Source organism: Deinococcus aerius, assembly GCF_002897375.1.
GTDB classification, from domain to species: Bacteria; Deinococcota; Deinococci; order Deinococcales; family Deinococcaceae; genus Deinococcus; species Deinococcus aerius.
Window position 1 is genome coordinate 73,861 of record NZ_BFAG01000011.1, and the last position, 25,224, is coordinate 99,084.

General features: G+C 71.5%; 21 protein-coding genes and 1 tRNA gene. 12 read left to right on the forward strand and 10 right to left on the reverse strand.

The genetic code is table 11. The features are described from left to right. Positions 1-27 precede the first annotated feature (27 nt). The 4 genes from csaB to DAERI_RS14975 form a co-directional block, all read right to left on the reverse strand. Complete coding sequence (gene csaB, locus DAERI_RS14960; protein WP_103130239.1) at positions 28-999, reverse strand: polysaccharide pyruvyl transferase CsaB; 972 nt, start codon at positions 997-999, stop codon at positions 28-30. Between the two features lie 46 nt (positions 1,000-1,045). Beyond that, the gene (locus DAERI_RS14965; RefSeq protein WP_439952256.1) at positions 1,046-2,950 is read right to left on the reverse strand and encodes a DUF5693 family protein; all 1,905 of its coding nucleotides are present in this window, start codon (positions 2,948-2,950) and stop codon (positions 1,046-1,048) included. Between the two features lie 90 nt (positions 2,951-3,040). Then, the gene (gene udk / locus DAERI_RS14970; RefSeq protein WP_103130241.1) at positions 3,041-3,655 is read right to left on the reverse strand and encodes a uridine kinase; all 615 of its coding nucleotides are present in this window, start codon (positions 3,653-3,655) and stop codon (positions 3,041-3,043) included. 76 nt (positions 3,656-3,731) lie between these two features. Continuing rightward, positions 3,732-4,787 (reverse strand): Glu/Leu/Phe/Val dehydrogenase family protein, encoded by a 1,056-nt coding sequence (locus tag DAERI_RS14975; RefSeq protein ID WP_103130242.1) that lies wholly within the window; start codon positions 4,785-4,787, stop codon positions 3,732-3,734. A gap of 234 nt (positions 4,788-5,021) precedes the next feature. Here DAERI_RS14975 and DAERI_RS14980 point away from each other — a divergent pair, with 234 nt between their 5' ends. From DAERI_RS14980 to DAERI_RS14995, 4 genes are all read left to right on the forward strand, one after another. Beyond that, on the forward strand, positions 5,022-6,494 hold the full coding sequence (locus DAERI_RS14980) for an E3 binding domain-containing protein (RefSeq protein WP_103130243.1): 1,473 nt from the start codon (positions 5,022-5,024) through the stop codon (positions 6,492-6,494). 184 nt (positions 6,495-6,678) lie between these two features. After that, on the forward strand, positions 6,679-7,893 hold the full coding sequence (locus tag DAERI_RS14985; RefSeq protein ID WP_103130244.1) for an adenylosuccinate synthase: 1,215 nt from the start codon (positions 6,679-6,681) through the stop codon (positions 7,891-7,893). Between the two features lie 114 nt (positions 7,894-8,007). After that, positions 8,008-8,619, forward strand: a complete 612-nt coding sequence (gene folE / locus DAERI_RS14990) for a GTP cyclohydrolase I FolE (protein WP_103130245.1) — start codon at positions 8,008-8,010, stop codon at positions 8,617-8,619. 74 nt (positions 8,620-8,693) lie between these two features. Further along, positions 8,694-9,038 (forward strand): hypothetical protein, encoded by a 345-nt coding sequence (locus DAERI_RS14995; RefSeq protein WP_103130246.1) that lies wholly within the window; start codon positions 8,694-8,696, stop codon positions 9,036-9,038. A 72-nt stretch (positions 9,039-9,110) separates the two neighbouring features. Here the strand turns inward: DAERI_RS14995 and sufU are convergent, their stop codons facing one another. After that, positions 9,111-9,527: a Fe-S cluster assembly sulfur transfer protein SufU gene (sufU, locus tag DAERI_RS15000; RefSeq protein ID WP_103130247.1), complete on the reverse strand. Its 417-nt coding sequence runs from the start codon at positions 9,525-9,527 to the stop codon at positions 9,111-9,113. Positions 9,528-9,531: 4 nt separating this feature from the next. After that, complete coding sequence (locus tag DAERI_RS15005; protein WP_103130248.1) at positions 9,532-10,713, reverse strand: M20 family metallopeptidase; 1,182 nt, start codon at positions 10,711-10,713, stop codon at positions 9,532-9,534. 119 nt (positions 10,714-10,832) lie between these two features. Between DAERI_RS15005 and DAERI_RS15010 the strand changes: the two genes are divergently transcribed. Then, positions 10,833-11,042 carry a hypothetical protein gene (locus DAERI_RS15010; RefSeq protein ID WP_103130249.1) on the forward strand — a complete coding sequence of 70 codons (210 nt, stop codon included), beginning with the start codon at positions 10,833-10,835 and terminating at the stop codon, positions 11,040-11,042. 159 nt (positions 11,043-11,201) lie between these two features. Here the strand turns inward: DAERI_RS15010 and DAERI_RS15015 are convergent, their stop codons facing one another. Next, positions 11,202-12,401, reverse strand: coding sequence for an FAD-dependent oxidoreductase (locus tag DAERI_RS15015; RefSeq protein WP_103130340.1), 1,200 nt, complete (start codon positions 12,399-12,401; stop codon positions 11,202-11,204). Positions 12,402-12,498: 97 nt separating this feature from the next. Between DAERI_RS15015 and DAERI_RS15020 the strand changes: the two genes are divergently transcribed. The 4 genes from DAERI_RS15020 to DAERI_RS15035 all read left to right on the forward strand — a co-directional run bounded on the left by DAERI_RS15020 (position 12,499) and on the right by DAERI_RS15035 (position 18,222). Further along, the gene (locus tag DAERI_RS15020; RefSeq protein WP_103130250.1) at positions 12,499-13,716 is read left to right on the forward strand and encodes a SpoIID/LytB domain-containing protein; all 1,218 of its coding nucleotides are present in this window, start codon (positions 12,499-12,501) and stop codon (positions 13,714-13,716) included. Next, the gene (locus DAERI_RS15025) at positions 13,706-16,531 is read left to right on the forward strand and encodes an LPS-assembly protein LptD (RefSeq protein ID WP_103130251.1); all 2,826 of its coding nucleotides are present in this window, start codon (positions 13,706-13,708) and stop codon (positions 16,529-16,531) included. The genes DAERI_RS15020 and DAERI_RS15025 overlap by 11 nt, the downstream gene beginning before the upstream one ends. Positions 16,532-16,552: 21 nt before the next feature. Further along, the gene (locus DAERI_RS15030) at positions 16,553-17,638 is read left to right on the forward strand and encodes a hypothetical protein (RefSeq protein ID WP_103130252.1); all 1,086 of its coding nucleotides are present in this window, start codon (positions 16,553-16,555) and stop codon (positions 17,636-17,638) included. A 131-nt stretch (positions 17,639-17,769) separates the two neighbouring features. Then, positions 17,770-18,222: a YybH family protein gene (locus DAERI_RS15035; protein ID WP_103130253.1), complete on the forward strand. Its 453-nt coding sequence runs from the start codon at positions 17,770-17,772 to the stop codon at positions 18,220-18,222. A 7-nt stretch (positions 18,223-18,229) separates the two neighbouring features. Here the strand turns inward: DAERI_RS15035 and DAERI_RS15040 are convergent, their stop codons facing one another. Further along, positions 18,230-19,240: a serine hydrolase domain-containing protein gene (locus DAERI_RS15040; protein WP_103130254.1), complete on the reverse strand. Its 1,011-nt coding sequence runs from the start codon at positions 19,238-19,240 to the stop codon at positions 18,230-18,232. Positions 19,241-19,277: 37 nt separating this feature from the next. Here DAERI_RS15040 and DAERI_RS15045 point away from each other — a divergent pair, with 37 nt between their 5' ends. Further along, a complete protein-coding gene (locus DAERI_RS15045; protein WP_103130255.1) occupies positions 19,278-21,353 on the forward strand; it encodes a S9 family peptidase in 2,076 nt (691 codons plus the stop codon). Between the two features lie 61 nt (positions 21,354-21,414). On the opposite strand, the gene DAERI_RS15050 is transcribed toward DAERI_RS15045, so the two are convergent. Continuing rightward, positions 21,415-21,780, reverse strand: a complete 366-nt coding sequence (locus DAERI_RS15050) for a hypothetical protein (protein WP_103130256.1) — start codon at positions 21,778-21,780, stop codon at positions 21,415-21,417. 164 nt (positions 21,781-21,944) lie between these two features. Next, positions 21,945-22,934 (reverse strand): asparaginase, encoded by a 990-nt coding sequence (locus tag DAERI_RS15055; protein WP_103130257.1) that lies wholly within the window; start codon positions 22,932-22,934, stop codon positions 21,945-21,947. A gap of 59 nt (positions 22,935-22,993) precedes the next feature. On the opposite strand from DAERI_RS15055, the gene DAERI_RS15060 reads away from it, so the two are divergent. Beyond that, positions 22,994-23,069 (forward strand) — tRNA-Asp (locus tag DAERI_RS15060). A gap of 244 nt (positions 23,070-23,313) precedes the next feature. Further along, positions 23,314-25,221: a biosynthetic arginine decarboxylase gene (speA, locus tag DAERI_RS15065; protein ID WP_165794228.1), complete on the forward strand. Its 1,908-nt coding sequence runs from the start codon at positions 23,314-23,316 to the stop codon at positions 25,219-25,221. Positions 25,222-25,224 lie beyond the last annotated feature (3 nt).

The following is a 25,224-nucleotide window of genomic DNA, read 5'->3' on the forward strand; positions in this document are numbered from 1 at the left end:
TTCCGCCTTCGACCTTCCGGGCCTCGCCTACCGCTCCAGCGCCCGCGTGAAGCTCCGCTCCGCCCGCGCCTTCATCTCCGTCACGGCGGTCCAGTCGGGGGCCGAGCGGGAGCAGGCCTGGAGGCAAACCGTTTCGGGATCGAGCGTCGTCGGCTGGGCGGGAGCGCCCGCGTCCGCGCAGAAGCCCGCCACCTTGGGGTCGTAGGCGACGCCCAGGAAGGGCACCCCGGCGGCGGCGGCGAGGATCACCGCGTGCAGCCGCACCCCGACCACGAAACCCGCCCCCGCGATGGCGTCCAGGGCGACCTGCGGGTCCCGGGTGCTCAGCACGTCGTCCGCCCCCAGACTGTGCGCCGCCTCGTCGTCATGGTCGGGCATGAAGCTCAGGGCGGTGACGCGGCGGCCCCGCTCACGCAGCCGCTCGGTGACCGTCCTCAGGCCCTCGGTCGCGTCCGTCACGTCCCCGCGCGGCGCCACGATCACCCGGTCCGGGTCGCGCGTGAGATTCGGAGTGGGGGAGAGGAGCAGCGCCGGATCACCGCCGAGTTCCCCCTCGATCCCCAGTCCCCGCAGGGTGTCGAGGCTGCCCCGGTCACGCACGATCACCCGCACGCCCTTCAGGGCCGCCGCTACCCGCCGCCCCCCCTCCTCGCTGAGGGGACCGACACTCTGGTTGAACACGACCACGCGCTTACCCAGCAGCCGCGCCGCCCGGATCACGCCCAGGTAGTAGGTGAGGGTGCGCGCACTCGTCCGGTCCTGGAGCAGGCCGCCCCCGCCCGACAGCACGACCTGCGAGCGGGCGAGCGCCCCGAGGAGCGCCCCGGGCCGCATCCGCGCAGCGCTCTCGCAGCCGTAGGCGCGGGCGGTCTCCTCGGGCGTATTGGAGAGGAGCAGCGGCGTGGCGCCCTGTTTCTTCAATTCGCGCGTGATCGCCAGCGCGATGGCCTCGTCCCCCGTGTTGCCGAAGCCGTAGTAGCCGCTGACAGCGACCCTCACACGGCCTCCGCAACGGTTCGCATCCGTTTACCAGACGGAGCTTGTCTCACGCCTGCACCTCGCGCTCGCGGACGGGGCGGCGGGTGCCGTAGGTCGTCCACAGGCGCAGGGCGTAGTTCAGCACCGGAATGGCGATCAGGCCGATCAACAAGCCCACCCCCAGCCCGATGAAGCAGCGGGCCGCGCTGATCAGCAGCGGGGTGTGGAAGTGCGAGAAGGTGTTCAGGATGCTGGCCTGCCCGATCACCCCACCCAGGATGAGGAGGAGGCTGAAGTAGCCCGGCAGCACGCCGCTCAGGCCGACGATAGCGAGCGGGTGCCCGGCGAGTTCCTTGAAGCGGGGGCGGATGATCGTGTCCTGGAGGTCCTGCCGCACCTGCGCCTCGGTGCTGCTGACGCCCACCGAGCTGGTGTTGCCCCGCCGCAGGAACACGAGCGCGAAGACGGCCAGGCCCAGCGCCATCACCGCGATGTCGCCCAGCCGCAGCGGCGTGTTGTAGAGGTCGCGCGCCGTCTGGCGGATGTCCTGGCGCGGCAGGAAGCTCAGGCCCACGAACACCAGCGGCACGAGCAGCGTAAGACCCACGCCCCGGAAGGGCTCCAGCCCCAGCACGCTCTCCCGGTTGGCCCCCAGCCCCGAGACGAACAGCACGCCGACCAGCGAGAGGCCCGTCGCCAGGAACCAGTCAGTGACCCGGGAGCGCCGCAGCACCAGTCCCAGCGCGGGGAAGGTAATCGCGGCGATCAAGGCGGCGCTCTCGAAAGGCCGCCCCCCGTTGAGCCCCACGGCGGCCAGCCCCGCCAGCCCCGCCACCACCAGCCCCAGCCGGGCCAGCGGGAAGCTCAGGCCCAGCAGGACGAGCGCGGCGAGCGGCCCGAAAATGCTCAGAACGCGCAGCGTGTCGTTGGGCTGGAAGGGCCGGATGACCGGGTTGCCAACCTTCACGCCGGAACGGTTGAGCAGTTCAGAGGTGCGCCGCAGAAACTGCTCGGTCTCGTACACCGTCGGGAAGGGGCGCAGGTACAGGAGCCGCTGGCCGCGCTCGCGGGCCGCCAGGGCGTACTTGCTCGCGGTCGCCTCCGGCCCGATGCGGTTTTGCCAGCTCGGGTTGAGGGCGAACATCCGCGCGCCGCCGTGCGTCTCGACCAGCGTGTCCAGGCCGAGCTGCTCCGAACTCTCAATGATCGCGGGCAGCCGGGTTCCCAGCCGCTCATCGATCTTCGCCAGCCGCTCGGGTGTCCGGGCGCCGATCACCTCGTCGCCGGTAAAGGCCACGAAGGGTACGTCCGGCCAGTCGGCCCCCGGCTCGCGCAGCGCCTCGTCGTCGTAGGGGCGGTAGACGATCACCATGCCCTGCGCCTTGAGGCTGTTGAGGATGTCCTGCGGAGGCCCGGCGGGCAGGAAATCGGGGTCAGTCGGCCAGCCCACCCACTTCTGCCCGGCGATCGTGACCTCGCGGGTGGGGATGGTGTAGCGCTGCGGCAGGGCCTCGGCCACCCCCGGCTTGAGGGAGCGCAGGTACACCCACTGCGGGTTGGCGCCCGAGCCGGGGTTCTCGGCGGCCAGGTCGGCCCCCCGCTTCTCGTAGATGTCGCCGCGCTGCACCAGGTTGCCGATCACGTCGTCGTACACCGCCGCGCCGTTCACGCCGAGCGCCTTATAGCGGTCGAGGAGCTGTTGCGGGGTCAGGCCCACCCGCTGCGCCTGCACGGCCATCGCGGGGTAGTCCATCACGAGCGCGACCGTCTTCTGCGCCTGCTCGAACTGAACGCGCTGCCACGCGAGCACGAGCGCCGGGATCAGCGAGAGCAGGATCACCGCGAGCAGCGGCGCGGCCAGGCGGGAGCGGGTGGGTGGCGGCGCGGGAGTCGCGGGGGCCACGAGCGGGCCGGGGGAGGTCCGGGCGGACAGGGGCGGGCGGGTCGGGTTCGGGTCGGTCACGGGAGCCATCCTAGAAGGGGGAGGGGGCCTGGGGGGAGGAGGAGCGGGGCCAGCCTGCCCGGGAGGCGCGGGGCCGTCATCCGCCGAAAGGGGGAGGGCTCAGATCGTCGTGCGGATGCGGGCGGCGAGCATGTCCAGCGCGGGCTCGTTCATGCCGCCGTGGGGGATGATCACGTCCGCGTAGCGCTTGGTGGGCTCGACAAACGAGAGGTGCATGGGCCGCACGAACTCCAGGTACTGGTGAATCACGCTCTCCGGCGTGCGGCCCCGCTCCTGCGTGTCCCGCAGCAGGCGGCGGATGAAGCGCACGTCGGCGTCGGCGTCCACGAAGACCTTGAGGTGCATCCGCTCGCGCAGCTCGGGATCGTACAGGGCGAAGAACCCCTCCAGCACCACGACGGGCGCGGGGAGCACCCGGGTGGTCTGGGCCGAGCGGGTGTGCTGGGTGAAGTCGTACTCCGGCATCTCGATGGGCACGCCCGAGAGCAGCGCGTCCAGTTGCTCGCGCAGCAGCGCCCAGTCGAAGGCCGCCGGGTGGTCGTAGTTCGTCCCCAGCCGAGCCTCGAAGGGAATGTCGTCCTGCGCCCGGTAGTAGTTGTCCTGACTCAGGACCGCCACCCCCTGCGCCCCCACCGTCTCGATCACCCGCCGGGTCACGGTCGTCTTGCCGCTTCCCGAGCCGCCCGCCACGCCGATGACGAAGGGGGAGGTCACGCGCGACCCCGGCGCGGGAAGTGGGAAGTGGGGAGTGGGGAGTGGGAACAGAACGGCGACCGACTCACTGACCCCCTCACGCGCTCCTCCCTTGCAGCGCCGCCCCGGTCCCCAGGCTTCCGATCAGGTCGATCCTGCGCTCGGCCATGCGGCGGGCGACCACGTGGGGGGCCTTGCCGTACTGCTCGGCGACCGAGGCGACGCGCGAGACGGTGGCGTACACCCGCTCGGCGGCCTGCTCGGGGGTCAGCGAGGTGGCGGCGGCGATCAGGCCCGCCGCGTTGATGGCGAAGTCGGGCATGTACATGATCCCGGCCTCCTTCACGGCGGCCTCGCCCCGGCGGGAGAGGGGGTGGTGCTCGCCCCCCGCGATCAGGCGGCACTGCAGGCGGGGCACGTCCGTGCTGCGGACGGAGTGCCCGTACCCGCACGGCGAGAGGATGTCGCAGGGCACGTCCAGCAGTTCGTTCGCCCCCACGACCGTGATCCCGTCGAGGTCGTCGGCGAGTTCCTGGGCCCGCTCCAGCCGGTGGTCCGCCACGGTGAGCCGTGCCCCCTCGCGGTGCAGGTGCCCGGCCAGGGTGCGGCCCACCGCGCCCACCCCCAGGATCGCCACCCGCACCCCGCGCATGCTCTCGCTGCCCAGCGCGTAGCGGGCGGCGGCCTTCATGCCGCGGTACACGCCGTAGCCCGTCACGGCGCTCGTGTCGGTGTTCACGCCCAGCGTGGCAGGCGTCTCCTGCGCCACAAAGGCGATGTCCGAGCCCGTCACGCCGATGTCCTCGGTGAGGACGACCTGGGACTCCAGCGCGCGCACCTTGCGGCCCAGCGCCCGGAAGAGGGCCTCGCGGGCGTGGGGGTCTTCGACCCCCGCCTCCGGCATCAGCAGGACGCAGGCGCCGCCCCCGTAGTTCAGGCCCGCCAGCGCGGCCTTGAGGGTCAGGCTCTCGCTGAGGGCCAGGGCGCCCCGGATCGCGTTTTCCTCGTCCAGCGGGCGCAGCCGGACCCCCGCGATGGCCGGACCCAGCACCGTGGAATGCACCGCGAGCGCCGCCTTCAGCCCGCTGGGGGCGTGGTGGAGTAAGGTCAGGGCCTCGTGCCCGCGCGACTGGATCTCCTCGAATATCTGCATTCAGAACTCCCTGCCGGGCGCCCACCCGCACGGGCAGCGCGGCAACTCCCCGAGCGTAGCATCTGGCGGGGAGCGGTTAGGGAAGCAGGTCAGATTCTGCCCGCCCCTCTGAAAGAAGCCTGTCAGGGCCGAGGCGGCACTCTGACACCCATGCGACAGCGCACCGGCCACAGACGGACCCAGCCGTCCGGCGGCGACCAGGCCCCGACCAGGGGCGCGCAAAGGGGGACATGAATGGAACGGATTGCTCCGCTCGCCAAGATTCTGGCGGAAGCGAACGGTATTGACTGGCGGAACCTGCACGGCAGCGGCGAGGGCGGCCTCATCGTCGAGGGGGACATCCTGAGCTACCTCTCGCGCATCATGAGCGGTGAGGAAGAGCCCCCGGCCACCCCGGTGGACGCGCCCCCGCCCGAGTGGAACGGCACCGAGTTGCCCCCGGGCGGCGGCCTGCTCGCCCCCGGCATGCCCTCCATGGACATGCTGAGCAGCGCGGGCGTGGACTCCGACCTCGCCGCCCTCGTCGGGCAGCCGCAGGCCGCCGCGCCCGCCCCCGTCACCCTGGAGGAGGAGGCCCTGGAGTTCGAACTGGAGGAGGACGAGCAGCCCCTGCCCGCCCCCCAGCCGGAGCGCCGACCCGTGGAGGTCGCGGCCTTCGCGGCGCCCGCCTTCAAAGAGGTGGCCCCGGTTCCTGCCCCCGCGCCGGAGTTCGTGCCCCCCGCCCCGGTCCTGGGCCGCGAGCGGCCATCCGCTCCCGCTCCCCTGGACCACACCCCCGGCCTGGCTGCTGTAGCCCAGCCCGAGCCCGTCGCGGCCCGCGCCGAGCCCACCCCACCCCCGGCGGCCCCCGCGGGTGGCCTGCGCGGCGGCCTGGGCGGCCTGCTCTCGCGCCTGTACCAGCAGCCCGCGCCCACTCCTGCGGCTCCCCCCGCCCAGCCCACCCCGGCGCCCGTGGTGCCCGAGGTCCCGGCTGCCGCCGCCGAACCCGTCCCCGCCCCCCAGCTTCCCGTGGCCGCGGCTCCTGTGGTCGAGGCTCCCGTGGTGGAGGTCCCCGCCCCGGCCCCCGAACTCCAGCCCGAGGTCCACGACGTGGCCGAGGTGGAGCCCGAGGAGATCGTCGCGCTGGCTCCCGAAATGCCCGCGGTTCCGGCGGTGGAGGAGCAGCCCGAGGTCCGGGTGGCGGAGCCCGAGGCCGTGCTTCCCGAACCCGCCGAGCTGCCCGTCCCCGAGGCGGCCCGTCCCCGCCAGGCCGTGTCGTTCGGCATCTACCTGCGCCGCGACGCCAACCTGGCCCCCGCCGCCGAGCTGCGCCGTCAGCTCAGCGCGGCGCTCGGGCAGGACGTGCCCCTCGCGCTGCTGGTGGCCCGCGCCGCCGCCCGCCACGCCGAGAGCCTGGGCCTGAACACGGTGGCCGTGCATGACCTTGGCGGCGGACAGGCCCGCCCCGTGCAGCCCGGCAGCCTGCGCGACGCCCTCGCCGCCCTGGGCACCGAGCGCGGCGGCACGCCCGACCTGCTCGTGATTGACGCCGGTGCCCTCGACCTGGACGACCTGCACCTGGGGCACACCGTGACCCTCAGCGTGGGCCGCGTGCAGGACGGTCGCGCGGCGCTGACCCTCAACGGCGACGTGGACGCGGCCAAGGCAGCGCGGTTCCTGGCGAGCGTGGCCACGACACTGGAAGAGCCGATCATCCTGGTGATCTAAAAGCGGCTCGCTTTCAGCGGTCAGCGATCAGCCCTCCGGCTGGTTGCTGACCGCTTTCTGGACAGGGACAGGCCGCCCGCCCACCCCGCCGGGTTACACTCAGGCACGGTGCCGCGCGCCGTGCTTTTTTTTGCCCCGGTCGGGCGCAAGGGAGCCAGTCTGGGCGCGCGGCGGGAGGCCTCGGATGCCTGGAATTGCAATTATCGGCGCGCAGTGGGGGGACGAGGGCAAGGGGAAGATCACTGACTTCCTGGCCCCGCAGGCGAACTACGTGGTGCGCTATCAGGGCGGCGCGAACGCCGGGCACACCGTCACTGCGAAGGGCCAGACCTTCAAGCTCAACCTGCTGCCCAGCGGGGTGCTGCACGAGGGTACGGTCAGCGTCCTGGGTGACGGCATGGTGATCGACCCCGAGAAGTTCCTCGCCGAGCGCCAGAACCTGCTCGACGGCGGACTGAGCCCCGAACTGCGGATCAGCGACCGGGCGCACCTCGTCCTGCCGCACCACAAGTACGTGGACGGGCGCAAGGATTTTGTCGGGACGACCGGGCGCGGCATCGGCCCCGCCTACGCCGACCGGGCGCGGCGGGTCGGCATCCGCTTCGGGGACCTGGCGGACGACGCGGTGCTGCGCGAGCGGGTGGAGCGCCTACTGGAGGCCAAGCCCAACTCCACCCGGGACGCGGGCTGGACGACCGTGGCGGACGCGCTGGGCTACCTGCTTCCCATCCGCGACGCGCTGCTGCCCTTCGTGCGGGACACGGGCGCGGAGCTGCGGCAGGCGATCAAGGACGGCGAGAACGTCCTGTTCGAGGGCGCGCAGGCCACCCTCCTCGACCTGAATTACGGCACCTACCCCTTCGTGACGAGCAGCCATCCCACCGTCGGCGGCATCCTCGTCGGCGCGGGCGTGAACCATAAGGCGGTCGGCCAAGTGTACGGCGTGGCGAAAGCGTTCAACACCCGCGTCGGCCACGGCCCCTTCCCCACGGAGGTGTTCGGCGAGATGGAGACCCGGCTGCGCGGCGACGGCTCCAACCCCTGGGACGAGTTCGGCACGACGACGGGGCGCGCCCGCCGGGTGGGCTGGCTCGACCTCCAGCTCCTGCGCTACGCGGTGGACGTGAACGGCTTCGACGGCCTGGTGATCAACAAGATGGATATCCTCGCGGGCCTCGACACGGTCAAGGTTTGCGTGGAGTACGGCCCCGGGGGCCAGCCCGTTTACCGCGAGCTGCCCGGGTGGGCCACTACGGACGGGGTGCGGAGCCGCACTGACCTCCCCAAAGAAGCCCAGGCGTACCTCGACCTGATCGAGGAGACGGTGAACTGCCCGGTCGTGATCTTCTCGTGCGGCCCCGCCCGCGAGCAGACGTACGGCGAGGTCCGCTGGGGGTGAGGGGCAGCCAGCCTGACGGCTGAAAGCTTTCCCTACAGTCCCCCCTCCCGCCCGGGCCTACACTCGGGCTTATTCACTCGCGCCGCCCCCCGGCGCGGGAAGGAGAGCCCTACCTTGACCATTCCCCCCACCATCAGTGCCGCGGACGAGCGGCAGGAAGTGCCCGGCCTGCGCGCCCTGACCCAGGACTGGCTCTCGGCCATCGGCGAGGACCCTGACCGCGAGGGATTGCAAAAGACGCCGCACCGGGTGGCGAAAGCCTGGAGCTTCCTGACGGCGGGCTACCAGAAGACGCTCGCCGACGCCGCCGGGGACGCCGTATTCGCCGCCGACGGCTCGGAGATGGTGATCGTGAAGGACATTGAGTTCTATTCCATGTGCGAACACCACATGCTGCCCTTCTACGGCCGGGCGCACATCGCCTACATCCCCGACGGCCACATCCTGGGCCTGAGCAAGTTCGCCCGCATCGTGGACCTGTACTCCCGGCGCCTCCAGGTGCAGGAGCGCATCACCACCCAGATCGCGGACGCGGTGGAGGAACTGCTGAATCCCCGCGGCGTGGCCGTGCTGATGGAGGGTATCCACCTGTGCATGGCGATGCGCGGCGTGCAGAAGCAGAACTCCAGCACGACCACGAGCGCCATGCGCGGCCTCTTCAAGGAGGACGCCCGCACCCGCGCCGAGTTCATGAGCGCGGTGCAGACCACCCTGAGGGGGCGCTGAAAGGCCGTTCACCGTCCCCGGGTGGGGGCCCGCCGGTGTGGAAACAGTGAGAATGGGGCCGCTAGAGTTGGGGTATGCATGACCAGAACGAGTGGGAGGCCCTGCTTCATTTCGGTCATACGGTCGGGCCGATGCACCCCCGGTTGGTGCCCTCCACCTGGGACCTCCTGTTGATGCGGGGCGTGGAGCGGGTCCGGCTGCACCCCTACGCCGTCCTCCTCGGTGGCAGCACGGTGTACCTGCTCGGCCCGCACCCCGGGGACCTCCCGCGCGGGTTCGCCCTGCGCGACGGCTGGGTGAGCCTGGAGGGGGCCGACGAACGCGGCCAGCGGGTCCAGCTCGGCGGCCTCCCCGCCCGGCTGGTGGAGATGTATCTCTATGTTTCCGACCGGCTAGGAAGCGGCCCGGGACGGCGCTAGGAAGCCCTCACCACCCACCCGAGGACGGGGCGCGTGGGCGGGGGATCAAAGAGCCCTGGTGCCCCACGCCCTTCAGGCCCCCGCCAGCGCCGCCTCCAGCGCGTTCCAGGCGAGCAGCGCACACTTGCGCCGGGCGTGCAGGCGGCTCACGCCCGCGAGGGCCACGAGGTCCCCCAGCCCCGGGTCGGGCGGAGCCTCGCCCATCACCATCGCGCGGTAGCGGGCGGCGAGGGCGCGGGCCTCGTCCAGCGACTTGCCCGCCAGCGCCCCCGTCATCAGGCTGGCGCTCGCCTGGCTGATCGCGCAGCCGCGCCCGGTGAAGCGCACCTCGGCCACCCTCCCGGCCAGTGGCCGCACCCAGACCGTGACCTGATCGCCGCAGCCGGGGTTGTCGAGGGCGGCGTGGGGGGCTCCCTCGATCTCCCCCTTCCCGCGCGGGTGCCGCTCGTGGTCGGTGATGATCTGGCGGGCGAGGGCCTCGGGCAGCACGGGCCTACTCCTGGGGCTGGGCGAGGCGCAGCGCGGCGGCACTCAGCATGCGCACGCCCGTCTCCAGGCTGGCCTCGTCGAGGGTGAAGCGGGGGTGGTGGTGTGGCCAGCGGCTGTCGGCCTCGTCGCTGCCCGAGCCCACGTTGAAGTACGCGCCGGGCGCCTTTTCCAGGTAGGCGCTGAAATCCTCGCCGCCCATCGTGGGCTTGGCGTCCTCGTAGTGCTCGGGGCCGACCGTCTCCAGCGCGATCTCCTTGAGCTGCGCCGCCACCCAGTCCGTGTTGATGACGGGCCGGTAGCCGAACTCGTACTTGAAGTCGTAGTTCGCGCCGTGGGCCGCCGTGATGCCCTTGACCACCCGCTCGATGAGCCCCGGGGCCCGCTGGCGCAACTCGGGGTCAAAGGTCCGCACCGTGCCCATCAGCGTCGCCGTGTCGGGGATGACGTTATGGGTGGTGCCGCTCTGGAAGTAGGTGATGGAGACGACGAGGGCGTCGAGCGCGGCCACGTGGCGGCTCACCACATGCTGGAGGTTGGTAATGACCTGCGCCCCCACCGCGATGGGATCCACCGTCTGCTCGGGGTGCGCCCCGTGCCCGCCCTTGCCCTGAATCGTGATGTGGATGGTGTCGGGCGCCGCCATGAAGGCGCCCGGCTTCACCACGACCTGCCCGACCGGGAGCTGGCTGTTGAGATGCAGGCCCGTCACCACGTCCACCCCGTCCATCAGGCCCGTCTCCATCACGAGTTCCTCGGCGCCGCCCGGCCCGATCTCCTCGGCGTGCTGGAAGATCATGCGGACCTCGCCCGGCACCTCCGCCGCCTGTTCCGACAGGAGCTTCGCCACGCCGAGCAGGATCGCCGTGTGCCCGTCGTGGCCGCAGGCGTGCATGGCGCCGGACTTCTGCGAGCGGAACTCGAAGGTGTTCTCCTCCTCCATGGGCAGGGCGTCGATGTCGGCCCGCAGCAGGACGGTGCGGCCCGGCTTCCCGCCCTTCAGCACGGCGAGGACGCTCGTTTCGGTGGGGCGCGACACCGTCAGGCCCGGCATCTTCCGCAGCTCGGCCTCGATGTACGCCGCCGTCTCGTGCTCGTGAAAACCCACCTCGGGGTTCATGTGCAGGTGCCGCCGCCACGCGACAAGCTGGTCACGGAGGGCCGTCACCCTGTCCACCGTTTGTGTCATGCCTCAGTGTAGGCCCGGCGTCCACGTGGGGGCCCGTTTTTCTGGACGGTGCGTTCGAGCGTGCACGGGGCTGAGCCCGGCCTCAGCAACTTTTCCCCCCGAACGGTCGTACTGGGGGCATGAAAAAGACCCGTTCGCAAAAGGGCAAGTTCAGCAAGTGGATGGTCTACGCGCCGGTCGCGCTGGAAGTCATCGGCCTGCTGCGCCGCAACCAAAAGGCCAAGCGGGGCAAGTACACCAAGATTCGCAAGCGCGACCGCGCCCTGGATTTCCTGCTGGGGCAGGCGGAGCGCCGGTTGGGGAAGCAGCGGGGCGCCCGGCGCTGGTAGGGGGAGGGAAGCGGTGTAAAGGGGGGTAGGTGCGGGCCGTCTGGAGGTTTGGGGAGAGGGGGCGTGTGAGCAGCGCCACGTGCCCTCACCACAAGAGGGCCTGGACATTCGGATTGGCCCTTGGACGCCGCGCCCGCTCACCCCACCCGGCCTCCCCCCTCAAGGGAGAGGAGCTTTTTTGACGTTCTGCACGGACTGTTTCTCCCACGGCCTCTCCCGCACCCCCGCAATTTCTGCGGCCAGATCGTAAGCCACCGCTAGCCCCAAGGTGTCCGCCAGAGGACCGCCGAGGAGGAGATGGGCGCCGGCTGTCAGGCGTTCATGGACGGGTGGCGCGTCGGCCCGTCCATTCGGCAGGGCGAGCCACGCCCCGGGCACGTCCGCGAGGCTGTGGCCGACTTCCAATGCCTCGGTGCCCAGGAGGGGCAGGGCGTCCATCAGGCGGATGAGGTCTTCCAGCGTCTCGCGCCGCACGCCGACGGGCACGCCAGTCAGGCGGCCTCCGGTGGGGACGTAGCCGTGCGGGTCCCGGTGGTGGATGGGGGGAATCAGGGTGAAGCCGCCGTGCTGCGGGCGCACGGTCAGGCCGCCTGCCCGGAGAATCGGTGTGCTGTCCGTACTCGGCGTGTTCAGGCGCGGCGTCTGCCGGTACGCCCGCCCGTGCGACGTATGAACGCCCAAGTCGTGTTCGGCGGCGTGGGGACCGTCCGCGCCCGTCGCCACGACCACCACGCCCGCCCTCACCTCATGCGTTTCGTGCGTGACGATCTCGTGCGTGTTGGTGACGGTCAGGCGGTCGAGGCACAGGCCCCCCGGCGTGGGGTGCGCGTGCGTGTTCAGCAGCAGGTCGGCGCCCGCCCGCACCGCCCCCTGTCCGCAGGCGAGGGCGACGGCCCCGGGGCGGTAGGTGGCCGCGCTCTCGTCCAGCCCGGCGAAGGGGAGGGCCTGCGGGTCGAGGAGGTTCGCGGCTTCGGGAAAGCGTGTGAGCGTGTCCGTCGTCGGCACACTTCCCTCCACCTCCTCGGGGTGCAGGCTGAGCAGCGGGCGGGCCGCAAACTGCACGTCCCCGAAGTCCTCTTCCAGCGTGCGGCGCACCCAGGCCGCCTCCGCCTCCCGGCCCGGGGGCACGTCCAGCCGGGTCCACACCCCCGGCGCCAGGATCGTCGCCCCCTCCTCGTTGGGCAGGCCGCCGCGCTCGACGATCAGGAGGCGCAGCGAGGGCGCGAGCCGCCGCAGGAAGAAGGCACAGGCCGCCCCCATCCGCCCGGCGCCCACGATCACCACGTCGTAGCTCTTCTCCGCGAATGCCTGCCCGACGTGTGCCCAGACCCGTCCCGCCCCCGCTGTCATGGGGCTCATCATGCCGTGCCCGGCGCGGGGCGATGAGGGGAAGGTTCCCGCTCTCACCTTCCTGTCAGGCCAGGTACAGAGGCCGCCCCGTATACTCTCGGGACAGATGCGCGTTCTCATGCTCACACTGGCGCTCGGTGGGAGTGCCCTGACCGCGGCCCAGGCCCTGAATATCCGGGTGCTGGTCGTCAGTGCCCCGCAGCTCACGGTGCGGTTGCCGGGCACGTCCGCCCCGGCCCCGGGCACCCTGGCCGTGCCTGGGGTCTCGCCCGCCCCGCTGCCGATGAACGCCTGGAGTGTGGGCGTGCAGGGCGACAACCTCACCCTCAACGGGCGGGACGCGGGGAGCAGCACCCTGTACCTCCCGCCCTCGCCCGGCAGCGTGGTGGAGATCGCCGCGAAGCCCTACCGGGGCGGGGTGCTGCTGCGGGCCATTTCGGGCAGCGTGCAGGCGATCAACGTGGTGGACGTGGAGGACTACCTGCGGGGCGTGGTTCCCGCCGAGATGCCCGCGAGCTGGCCCGCCTCCGCCCTGGCCGCCCAGGCCGTGATCGCGCGGACGTATGTGGCGGCGCGCATCAACCCCGCGCTCCCGTTTGACACCTGCGCCACCGAGAGCTGCCAGATGTACGGCGGCCTGAAGGCCGAGAAGCCGGGCTCGGACGCCGCGATCCGGGCGACCGCCGGACAGGTCGTCGCCTACGCGGGCCGGCCCGCGAGCACCTACTTCTCCAGCGACTCGGGGGGCTACACGGCGTCGAGCGCGGAGACCTGGGGCCGCGACCTGCCCTACCTGCCCGCCCAGGCCGACCCCTACTCGGCGGGGGGGCCGCGCGCCCGCTGGCGGCTGGAGGTGAGCGCGGCCAAGGTGGCGGAGGTCGCCGCGCGCTACCGGGTGCGCGTCGGGACCCTGAACTCCGTGCGGATCACCCGCGCCAGCCTCTCGGGCCGCGCGCAGGAGGTCACCCTGACGGGGACGGGCGGCGTGACCCGCCTGAGCGGCGCCGACGCGGGCGGCTTCGTGCGCTCGCTCGGGGCGGCGAGCAGCCGGGTGACCCTGAGCGGTCCGGTGGGGCCGAACACCCCCCTCGTGGTGGAGGGGGCGGGCGCCGGGCACGGGGTCGGCCTCTCGCAGTACGGGGCGCTGGGGCTCGCGCGGCAGGGGCAGGACCACCTGCACATCCTGGGCTTCTACTACCCGGGCACCACGCTGGGGGTGCTCGCGGGCGTGCCGGACTCCAGGCCGGTCCTCGCGCTCTCCCGCCCGCTGCCCACCCTGGCCCCCACCGCCCCCCTCGCGCTGACCGGATCACATGGCGAGTAAAACCATCGGCAACCTCTTCCGGCGGAAGGTGCGCCGGGGCGCCCTGGTGGCCCTCACCTCGCTCGCCGGGCTGCTCGCGCTGGGTGAGGCGGCGGCCCGGACGGTGCGGATCGTCCAGGCCCAGACGCTGGAACTGCGCCGGGTGGACGACCAGGAGATCGTGATCATCACCGGGGGCGAGGACGGCGGCACCGTCGAGCTGCGGGTGGACGACGACGTGGTGCTCGCCCAGCGCGTGGAGTACAACCGCACCCGCCGGACCCTCACGCTGATCGGTTCGGCGACCTACCGAACCGCGAAGGAGGGGCAAAACCTCCAGGGCGAGAACCTCGTCGTGGACCTCGGGCAGGAGCAGCTCACCGGCGAGGACGTGCTGATCAGCGACGGGAACCTGGAGATTCGCGGCGGCGAGGTCGAGCGCATCCCCGGGCAACTGCGGGCCACGTCCGGGTATTTCACCCCCTGCGCGAAGTGCGGGCGCACGCCGAACGACTACGCCTTCCGGGCCGAGCGTCTGGTCGTGTACCCCGGGGACCGCCTCGTGGCGTACCGGGCGCAGCTCCTGCTCGCCGACCGCCCGGTGCTGTACCTGCCCGTCGTGGTGCTCCCCCTCGGCGATCCCGAGCGCCAGCCCCGTCTCGTCATCGGGAACGGCCAGCCCGATGGCCGGACGGTGGAGGTGGACCTGCCCTTCTCCATCGGGTCGACCACGCTGGGCACCACCCTGCTGCGCTACTACGAGAACCGCAACCCCAGCATCGGCTTCGGGGTCAACCTGCGGTCCTACGCGCCGCTGCCCTACGTGGACCGGCTGAACCTCTACGCGCTGGCGAACCCCAGGCCCTTCGCCCCCGACGGCACCCGGCAGGTCGGCTACGACGTGGACCTGGATTTCAGCGTGAAGGGCCGCTTCCCCCTCTCGCTCGCCCTGCGCGACGCGGACTACAGCCTCAGCGTGGTGCAGCGTGACATCGGGCGCTCGGCGACCGACCCCGAGCGCAACGTGACCCGGGTGGATTTCACCGCCAACGCGGAGTACCCCCTCTTCAGCGCCCAGTTCAACTACAATGGCCGCTTCGGGCCGGAGCCCACCGTGCCCCTCAGCACGCCGCTGCGGACCCCGGAAGTCGTCGTGGACCCCAAGCCCTACACCCAGGGCAACTTCAGCGCCGACTTCCGGGTATCGGCGGGGCGCTACACGGCGCAGGTCAACCCCCTCTCGCGCCTGGCCGCCGTGGAGGCGGGGGGCAAGCCCAACATCACCACGACCCGGCTGGAGGAGCAGCACAGCCTGACCTACACCACCCAGCCCTGGCGGAACGCGGACCTGACCCTCACGAACGCCTTCACCGGGCGCTACTACGGGACCGGGGCCAGGACGGTGAACCTGAACGTCGGGGCGGAGCTCACCCAGCGCTTCAACGTCACGAACACGGTGCGGCTGCGCTACAACTACATCCGCATCGAGGGGACGAGCCCCTTCGCCTTCGACGCGCTGCCCACCCGGCGCCTGAGCGCGCCGCTGAGCCTCGACCTGAACACGGTGCCGGTGAAGGACGTGACCTTCGGCGTCTCGTACACCCGCGACCTGTTCCTGCCCGCGAGCCAGCAGCCGCCCACGACCTTCCGGGTGACCGTGAACCGGCTGCCCGTCAACCTGACGTACAACCTGGCGCACAACTTCTCGACGGGCGAGCTGGAGAGCAGCGACTTCAGCCTCACGCTGGGGGACCCCAACTCGGGGAAGGTGACCGTCACGCCCGCGCGCCCGGCCCAGCCCGCCACCGCGACCACGCCCGCCGTGCCCGCCCAGCCCGAGACCGTCACGCGCAGCAGCAACTGGCCCGCGCCGAACCTCACGGTCACGGCGAACGGCGCCTACACCCGGGCGGGGGGCTTCCAGCCCTTCACGGTGCGCGCGACGGTGACGGGGGACATCCGCACGAACTCCTTCAGCGTGTACGCGACCCACGACATCCAGACCCCCCGCCTGAGCGCCGTGGGGGTCGAGTTCAGCGGGGTCAGCGCGACCGACGCGGTGCTCAACCCGGTCAGCTTCACCGGGCGCGAGAACCTCAACCTGATCACGCCGCGCCTGACCGGGAGCTACAGCGTCACGTGGCGCGGGGCGTACACCGCCTCCACCACGCACGACATCGCGCTGGAGCAGCCCGACACGGCCAAGGAGAGCGGCACGATCACCTTCAGCGTGGGGACGGTCAGCGGGCGGGCCACGAACTGGCAGCTCACGTACGGCGGCCCCTACGACCTGCGGCGGGGGGGCTTCACCCGCCCGAGCCTCAGCGGCAGCCTGACGGCCACCCGCCCCGGGCAGTCGCTCGCGGTCGCCGCCGTGGTGAACACGCCGGGCCTGGACCAGCCGCGCACCGAACTCACCCGGGCGGACGTGAGCGCCAACTCCTGGCTGTTCGGCTCCCGGGCGGCGCTCTCGGCGCGGGTCTCCTACTTCCGCACCCGCAGCGGCACCTACCCGGACGACGTGCCCACCGACACGCTGGTCCTCGACCCCATCCGGGTGGGGATTGCCCTGGGCAACGGCCCGCGTCCGGGGGCGTACCTGACGGGCAGCCTGCGCCAGAGCTTCACCTGGGTGGACGGGGTGCGGCAAAACCCCACGCCGCTGGCGCCCGTGATCGGCCTGACCATCGACCGCTGCTGCTGGGCCCTGCAGGCCGAGATCGACATGAGCCTGCGCCGCTACCGCCTGGGGATCAGCCTGCCGGGCACCGACCGCTACCCCCTCTTCGACTACGGCACCGAGGGCCTGAACGTGCCCCTGCTGCCGCTGCGCTGAACCTTTCCCCGGAGGTCCCCCATGTCCCGCCCCCGCCTGATGGCCCTCGCCCTGCTGCTTCCCGGTTTGCTCGCCGCCTGCACCGGCACCGACGAGGGAGCCGTGACCCTGCGGCTCGCGGTGCTCACGGACGGGGGGGCCACGGTCCGCACCGTGACCACGAGCAGCGGCGGCACCACGCCCGCGCCCGGCGACGTGACCGTCAGCGTGAACGGGGGCGTGACGCTCGACACGCTGCCCGGCGGCGCCCGCCTCGCCCTGACCCTGGCCGGAGGCGTCGAGAGCCGGGACGTGAACCTGGCGAACGCGGCCCCCTTCGCGGCCCTGCCCTTTACCCCGACCTGCCTGACCGCCACCGCGCTGAGCGCCGCCCGCGACCGCCTCCTCACCCTCAACCAGTGCGGGACGGGCGGCACGGTCAACGGCCCCCAGCAGCTCGCGCTGTACCGCACGGACGGCACCCTGGTCTGGACGGCCACCCTGCCGACCTTCACGCCCCCCATCGCCACACCCGACACGCCGCCCCTCCGCATCGCCGTGATCGGCAACACGGGGGTCGTGGCGCGCCCGGTTGTCGGCGGGGGCAGCGAGACGATCCGGGTCGCCCCCCAGAACACCGGGGACATCGTCGCCACCTCCAGCACCCCGGTGCGGACCGTCGCCATCCGGGACCTCGCGCCCAGCGGGAGCCTGATCTACGCGGCGACGGACGCGGGCGTCCAGCCCCTGCGCGACACCGGCGAGCCGGACCCCTCGCGGACCGTCACCGCCTTCGGCACGGGCCGGGTGGACCGGTTGTGGACGAGCGCGGGCAGCGGCTCGGTGGGCAACTTGTTCGCCGCCTGGCGCGACGCCACCCTGGGCGGGGACGGCAGCAGCCAGCCCCTGCGGTTGTGGGACGGGGCGCGGACGAGCGCCGTCACCGTCACCTTCTTCTCGGCTCTGCGCGACGTGACCTTCGCCCCCGACGGCAACCTGTACGCCCTGACCCGCACGGACCTGCGCCGCTACGACACGGTGTTCGGGCTCTCCCAGAACAACTGGCGCGAGCAGGTCCTCCTGAGTGGGCTGAACGACGCGCGGGCGGTGACCTGGCTGGTGCCGTGAGGGGGACAATCGCCCGAAGATGGAAACCGGTTCGGGGGCGCTCCAGTCGCTCGACCCAGTGACGCGACTGCGGGGCCAGGGGACCCCTTCGGTCCCTGCGGCGACACCCCCCGGCCCAGGAGGACACGGGCATGTCGCAACCCAGCATCACCGAAGCGGACCTGGTCGCCCTCATAGAGCGCGTGTCCCAGGCGGCCGGGGCCTACATCCGGGGAGACCTGCGCCGCTACCTCACCCTGATTCGGCACGCCGACGACTACACGTTGATGGCGCCGTACGGCGGCCCCGTGACGCGCGGCTTCGATGCCTCGCCGGAGCGCCTGGAGGCGACGGCGCGCACCTTTCAGGGGGGTGAAGCGACGCTGGAGGTGGACGCCGCCTACAGCTCGGGCGACCTCGCGGTCCTCGTCGGCGTGGAACGCCAATATGGACGGGTGGGCGGACTGCCGGACCAGGACTGGTCCCTGCGCGTGACCCTGATCTTTCGCCGTGAGGAAACCAGTTGGAGGCTGGTGCACCGGCATGCGGACCCGCTGGTCCACGCCATTCCTCTGGACCAGCTCGCGGCGCTCGCCCGGGGTTGAGCGGGTGTTAAGCCCGCAGCAGCGCCAGCAGCCCCATCGGTACGGCGCCCCGCAGGCCCAGCAGCGGCAGCCCGCCGCGCACCAGGAGGACCGCGGCGGCGCCGTCCGCCGGGCGAAAGCCCAGCGCCGTCCGGGTGCCGCGCGCCACCCCGTCGTGCCACCACACGCCGCGCGACTCGAACCAGCCGGGCGCTACGGCAGTCAGGTGGGGCGGCAGGCCGGGAGGGCGCGTCACCGCCCGCCAGTCCTCGCCCAGGTGGCCGTCCAGGTGCGCCGCCGCGAAGGTCAGCAGGTCGGCCCCCGTCCCGAACAGCCCCCCCGCCCCGGCCAACGGCCCGAAGCCGGTGACCCCCTCGCCGAACAGGGTGGGGACGGGGATGACCAGCCGCGCGGATGGGGGCGTGAGGGTCACGCTGCCCAGCCCCAGCGGTTCTGTCACGTGCCGGGCTAAGGCTCGTGCGTAGCCCGCCGCGCCGAGGGGTTCTCCCGAAACGTCTGCGAGGGCCAGCGCCAGGACCCCCATCCCCAGGTTGGAGTAGGCGAAGCGGCCCGCCGCGCGCCGATTCGCCCAGCGCCGCGCGCTCGCCAGCACGTCCCGCGCGCTCATCCCGCCGTAGGGGTCCTGAAAACGGGTGAGGCTGGTGACGATGATCCGCGCCGGATGGGGCGGCAGCCCCGCCGTGTGCGTCGCCAGGGCGCGGGGCGTCACGAATCCGGGAAAGCCGCGCCATGGCCCTCCCAGGGTGGACAGGGGCTGATCCCAGCCCAGCCGACCCTCCCGCACAAGGACGCCCGCCAGCGCCGCCGTGAAGGGCTTGGTGACGCTCGCCAGCTCAAAGACGCCGCCCTCGGGCACGCCGCCCACCCCGGCCAGCGCCGCCCTTCCCCCCCGCGCCACGCCCAGAACCCCGCCGCGCCGCAGGGCCAGCCGCAGCAGGGGTAGGGCGGGGCGCAGGTCCTGGCCCAGCACCCCCTCGACCCCGGACAGGGCGGCGCGCAGGGGGTCACGGCGGAACATGCGGCCAGGGTAACCCACGCCCTGCTACGCTCCGGGCATGACCGCCAGCCCGCCCCGCGCCGCGAAGAAGCCGATCACCCACACCCTGCACGGAGAGACCCGCCCCGACGACTACCACTGGCTCAAGACCCAGGGCAAGACCGACCCCGAGGTGCTGGGCTACCTGAACGCTGAAAATGTCTATCTGGACGCGGTGATGGCGCCCCTGCGGGAGACGCAGCGGGTGATCTACCAGGAACTCCTCTCCCACGTGCAGGAGCGCGACGACCAGCCGCCCGTGCCGGAGGGGAGCTACGCCTACTTCACCCGCACGGAGGAGGGAAAGGCCCACCCCCTCTTCCTGCGCCGCCCGCTGAACGGGGGAGAGGAGGAGGTGCTCCTCGACCTGAACGCCCTGAGGGAGCGCGAGGGCCACGCGAACGTGTGGGTGTATCAGACCCGCCCCAGCCCGGACGGGCGCTTCTGGGCCTACCTCCTCGACACGACCGGGCAGGAGGTCTTCGAGCTGCGCGTGCTGGACACGCGGACGGGCGAACTGGCCGAGTCTCCCCTCACGGGCGTGGGCGGCTGGACGCTCGCCTGGGGCGCGGACGGCTCGCACCTGTACTCCTCCCGCGACGACGAGACCCAGCGGGCGTATCAAATCTGGCGGCACGCGCTGGGGCAGCCCCAGGACACTGACGAACTGCTCTATCAGGAGGACGACCCGACCTTCCGCGTGCATGCCTTCCTCTCCGAGAACGGGAACACGCTGCTGATCGCCAGCGAGGCGGGCATCACGTCCGAGTGGCACGCCCTGGACGCCCACGACCCGCACTCGCGCCCGGAACCTATCCTGCCCCGCGAGCGCGGCGTCGAGTATTCGGTGACGGACGGCGGCGACCACTGGCTCGCCCTGACGAACCAGGGAGGGGCGACCGAGTTCAAGCTCGTGACCCTGCCGAAAGGGGACGGCCTGACCTGGGCGGACGCCACGGAGGTTTGGCCGCACGACCCGCAGCGCTACCTCACCGGGATGCACCTCTTCGCCTCGCACCTGCTCGTCTCCGGTCGGGAAGGAGGCTTCTCCCGCCTGTGGGTGCTGCCCCGCACGGCGCAGGGTTACGGCGCGCCCCGCCGCGTCGAGTTCCCCGAGGCGAGTTACACCGTCTACATCGGTCCCAACCACGTCTTCGACACGGCTGTGGCCCGGATCGTGTACACCAGCCTCACCCGGCCCGCCGAGCATCTGGACCTCGACCTGAACACCTTGCGGACCACGCTCGTCAAGGCCACGCCCGTGCCCAACTACGACCCCTCGCAGTACGTGGCCGAGCAGGTGTGGGCGGCGGCGGGGGACGGCGAGCGGGTGCCCGTCAGCCTGGTGCGCCGGAAAGACACCGCTCTGCCCGCGCCGACGCTGCTGTACGCCTACGGCAGCTACGGCATCCCCACCGACCCTGAATTCCGCTCGACCCGCCTGCCGCTGCTCGACCGGGGCTGGGTGTGGGCCATCGCCCACATCCGGGGCGGCTCCGAACTGGGCCGCCGCTGGTACGAGGCCGGGCGGCTCGCGTACAAGATGAACACCTTCACCGACTTCATCGCCGCCGCCGAGCACCTGAAGGCGTCCGGTGTGGCGACTGACCTCGTGGCGATGGGCCGCAGCGCGGGTGGCCTGCTGATGGGCGCCGTGGTCAACCTGCGCCCCGACCTCTTCCGGGCGGCCTTTGTCGGCGTGCCCTTCGTGGACGTGCTTTCCACCATGCTCGACGAGTCCATTCCCCTGACGACCGGCGAGTACGACGAATGGGGCAACCCGAACGAGCCGGGCGCCTACGCCACCATGCGCGAGTACAGCCCCTACGACAACCTGAAGGCGGGCGTGTACCCCCACCTCTTCGTCTCCACGGGCCTGAACGACCCGCGCGTGGCGTACTGGGAACCCGCCAAGTACGCCGCCCGACTGCGCGACCTGCGGCAGCCCGGCAGCGGCGTGCTCGTCCTCAAGACGAACATGGGGGCGGGCCACGGCGGCTCCAGCGGGCGCTACGACGCCCTGAACGAGGCCGCCGAGGAGTACGCCTTCGCACTTGCAGCGGTGGGGGGGCGGCTGGAGGAGACGGAGCAATAAAAAAGCCGCCTCTTGAGGCGGTGATGAAGGAAGAATAGCGTGGGATGCAGGGGGAGTCAACTTATGCATTCCAGAACTCGGGAGACGGCCTGGAGAGGCCGGGATCGGAACAGTGCCCTCCTGCCCCGGGGCGCGACGGGCCGGGTTCTCGGGCGACTGACGGCAGGGACCGGCCCTCCTGGTCCCGCCATGCCAAGTGCCGCCGCCGGTCCTTTCCGACGGCGCAGATGAGGTCCAGCGCCTGCTCCTCAATGCCGACCAGCCGCCGCACGGTCTGGGCTTCCAGCGCGGAGATGAACAGGCGAACGGCCTGCGAGAAGGTCACCGCGTTCCCCTGATCGGAGGCCAACCCTGCGGCGTAGCGGATCGCCGCCCGGGCGCTCCTCCGGGCCAGGTACAGTTGCTCGGCCTGCTCGACAGGACCCATGCCCTATTCAGGATGAGCGGGCTCAGCCGTGACCGTAACAGGTGGTACAGGGAGTGCGCCGGGCTGTAGGCGCGCCCGAGCTCAAATGGTCTGCCCCGCCCACCTCCAGAGCCGTGACAACGGGAGGAAAGAAAGACCCGCGCGGGACCCCTGTTTTCGCCGCTCTAGCCCCGGAGCGAGGGCAATTCCACCTCCACCGTCCCCACCTCCCGCCCGGCCCAGTTGTGCAGCGTGGCGGGGGCGAGGGCGCGCATCTCCTCCGTGACCGGCAGGCCCAGGCCTCCCAGCACGGCGAGGGCGACGTGGGGCCGGGCGCGCTCGCCAGCGTCCATGATCTTGAAGGCGACGCCCAGCGGCCCCTTCGGCGTGTCCCGCAGCGCCATCCCGTAGAACGCCTCCGCCCCCATCTTGGCGGCCAGGCCGGGCACGAGCGGCATCAGGGTCGTGTCGAGCCGCCCCGCTCCGGCAATCAGGAAGGGGTGGGCGGTCATGGCCCGGAAGATGCGTTCCAGGGCGGGGGCCAGTTCACCCCCCGGGGCCGCCAGCCGGGCGAAGACGCGGGCCGCGCCGTGCAGCGGCAACGCCAGCGCGGGCACGCTGCACCCGTCCGTCCCCACCCGAACGTCGTCGAGAGGGACGCCGCCCAGTTCGGCGTGCAGTTCCCGGATGCGGACCTGGAGGGGGTGCCCGTGCTCCGTGTACCCCTCGCGCGGCCAGCCGTGCAGCACGCACGAGAGGAGCATTCCCGCGTGCTTGCCCGAGCAGTTGTGGTGCAGCGGCGTCGGCTTCTCATCCCGGCGGATCAGGTCGGCGGCCACCCCGGGGTCGAAGGGGGGGTGCGTGCCGCAGCGCAGGTCGTCCACCGTGCTGCCCGAGCGCGCGAGCAACCGCTCCACCACCGCCAGATGCTCCGGCGTCCCCGCGTGGCTGGCACAGGCGATGGCGAGTTCGTCGGGGGGCAGGTCGGGCGCGCTCAGGGCGAGCGGCAGCGCCTGCACCGGCTTGGAGCTGGAGCGCGGAAAGGTGATGAGGTCCGCATCCCCGCAGGAGGCAACCCGACGCCCCTCCCGGTCCACGACGGCCACGTGAACGGTGTGGACGCTCTCCGCCAGCCCCCCACGGGTGAAGACGACTCTTCCGGCCTGTGCGGTCATGTCCCGCAGGGTAGCGCGGCTTGACTTCCCGCCCGGCGCCCTTTAGTCTTCTGTCCGCTGGTCCGGTAGTGTAGCGGTTAGCATAACTGCCTGTCACGCAGTAGGTCGCGGGTTCAAATCCCGTCCGGACCGCCACAGGGGGGAGCGAGGTGAGCAGCCTCGCTCTCCTTGTTGTTGAGCGGTGGGCTCGAAGAGGCCCTTTCCGAACGCTGATCGCTGGAAGCTCCCCCAAATTGCCACCCATCCCCCTTCCCCTGGCCGCGCCTTGCCGTATCATGCGCCCCGGTTTCGCACGGCGTCCGTGAGCCCCTCCCGCAAGGCAGGCCTGCCCCCGACCCCGCGCACGGCGAGCCTACCCTACCCACGGAGGACGCCTGAGTTGACGACCACATCCTTTTCTGTTGCCGACGCCGCCGAACTGTACCAGGTGCCCAACTGGAGCGGCGGCTGGTTCCGGGTGAGTGATCGGGGCCAGGTGGAAGTGACCCCCTCGCCCGGCCTCCATGCCCCCCTGCGCGCCATCGTGGACGAGATCGTGGAGCGCGGCGAGAGCCTCCCGGTCATCCTGCGCTTTCCCCAGGTCGTCGCGGGGCGCGTCAAACATCTCAACGAGGCGTTCGGCAAGGCCATCGCCGAGTACGGCTACAGCGGGCATTACCAGGGCGTGTTTCCCATCAAGGTGAACCAGCGCCGCGTCGTGGTGGAGAGCATCGCCGCCGCCGGGTACGAGTACGCGCACGGGCTGGAGGCGGGCAGCAAGGCCGAACTCGCCCTGTGCCTGGCCCAGAAGATGCACCCCGACGCCCTGCTGTGCTGCAACGGCTTCAAGGACGACGGCTTCATTAAGCTGGCGCTGTGGGGCCGGACGCTCGGCAAGAACGTGGTCATCACGCTGGAGAAGTACAGCGAGCTGGACCGCGTCCTGAAGCAGGCGAAGGCCCTGGGCGTCAAGCCCGCGATGGGGGTGCGCTTCAAGCTCCACGCCCGCGGCTCGGGCCAGTGGGAGGAGTCGGGCGGCGACCAGGCGAAGTTCGGCCTGAACGCCTACGAGCTCCTGCGGGTGGTCGAGCGGCTGCGCGAGGAGAACATGCTCGATTCCCTCGTGATGCTGCACACCCATATCGGCTCGCAGATCACCGACATCCGCCGCATCAAGGTCGCCGTGCGCGAGGCGACCCAGACCTACGCGGGCCTGATCGCGGCGGGCGCGCAGCTCAAGTACCTCAACGTGGGCGGCGGCCTGGGCGTGGACTACGACGGCTCCAGGACCACCTTCTACGCCTCCATGAACTACACGGTGGGCGAGTACGCCGCCGACGTGGTGTACACCGTGCAGGAGGTCTGCCGCGCCCGCGAGGTCCCCGAGCCCGTCATCGTCTCCGAGTCGGGCCGCGCGCTGACCGCCCACCACGCCGTGCTGATCATGCCCGTGATCGACGTGACCGGCCCCACCCGCGACCTCGAAGAACTCGCCGCCCCGAACGAGGACAGCCACCAGATCGTCAAGGACCTGGAAGAGATCCTGGTGAACATCTCCGCCCGCAACTACCGCGAGATGTACAACGACGCGGTGGGCGACAAGCAGACGCTGCACAACCTCTTCGACCTGGGGTACGTCACCCTGAACGACCGGGCGCGCGGCGAGGCGCTGTTCAACGCGATCCTGCGCAAGATCGCCAAGCTGATCCAGGGCGAGAAGTACGTGCCCGACGAGCTGGAGGACCTGCAAAAGGTTCTGGCCGACAAGTACATCTGCAACTTCAGCCTCTTCCAGAGCCTGCCCGACAACTGGGCGATCCAGGCGCTGTTTCCCATCGTGCCCCTCGACCGCCTGAACGAGCGGCCCACCCGCCAGGGCACCCTGGTGGACATCACCTGCGACTCCGACGGCAAGATCGAGAAGTTCATCGACCTGCGCGACGTGAAAGCCACCCTGCCGCTGCACGAGCCGAACGGGCGGCCCTACTACCTGGGCGTGTTCCTGATGGGCGCGTATCAGGACGTGCTGGGGAGCGCCCACAACCTCTTCGGCAAGGTCAGCGAGGCGCACGTGACGGTGCGGCCCGGCGGCAAGTTCCACATCGACCTCTTCGTACGCGGGCAGAAGGCGCGCCGGATGATCGAGTCGATGGGCTACGAGGAACCCATGCTGCGCGACTCCATCGAGGACCAGGCGGACGAGGCCCTGGAGCGCGGCACCCTGACCCCCGAGCAGGAGAACGAGCTGCTGGAGGACTACGGCGAGGAACTGCTGGGCTACACGTATCTGGAATACGAGGAGGGGTGAGCA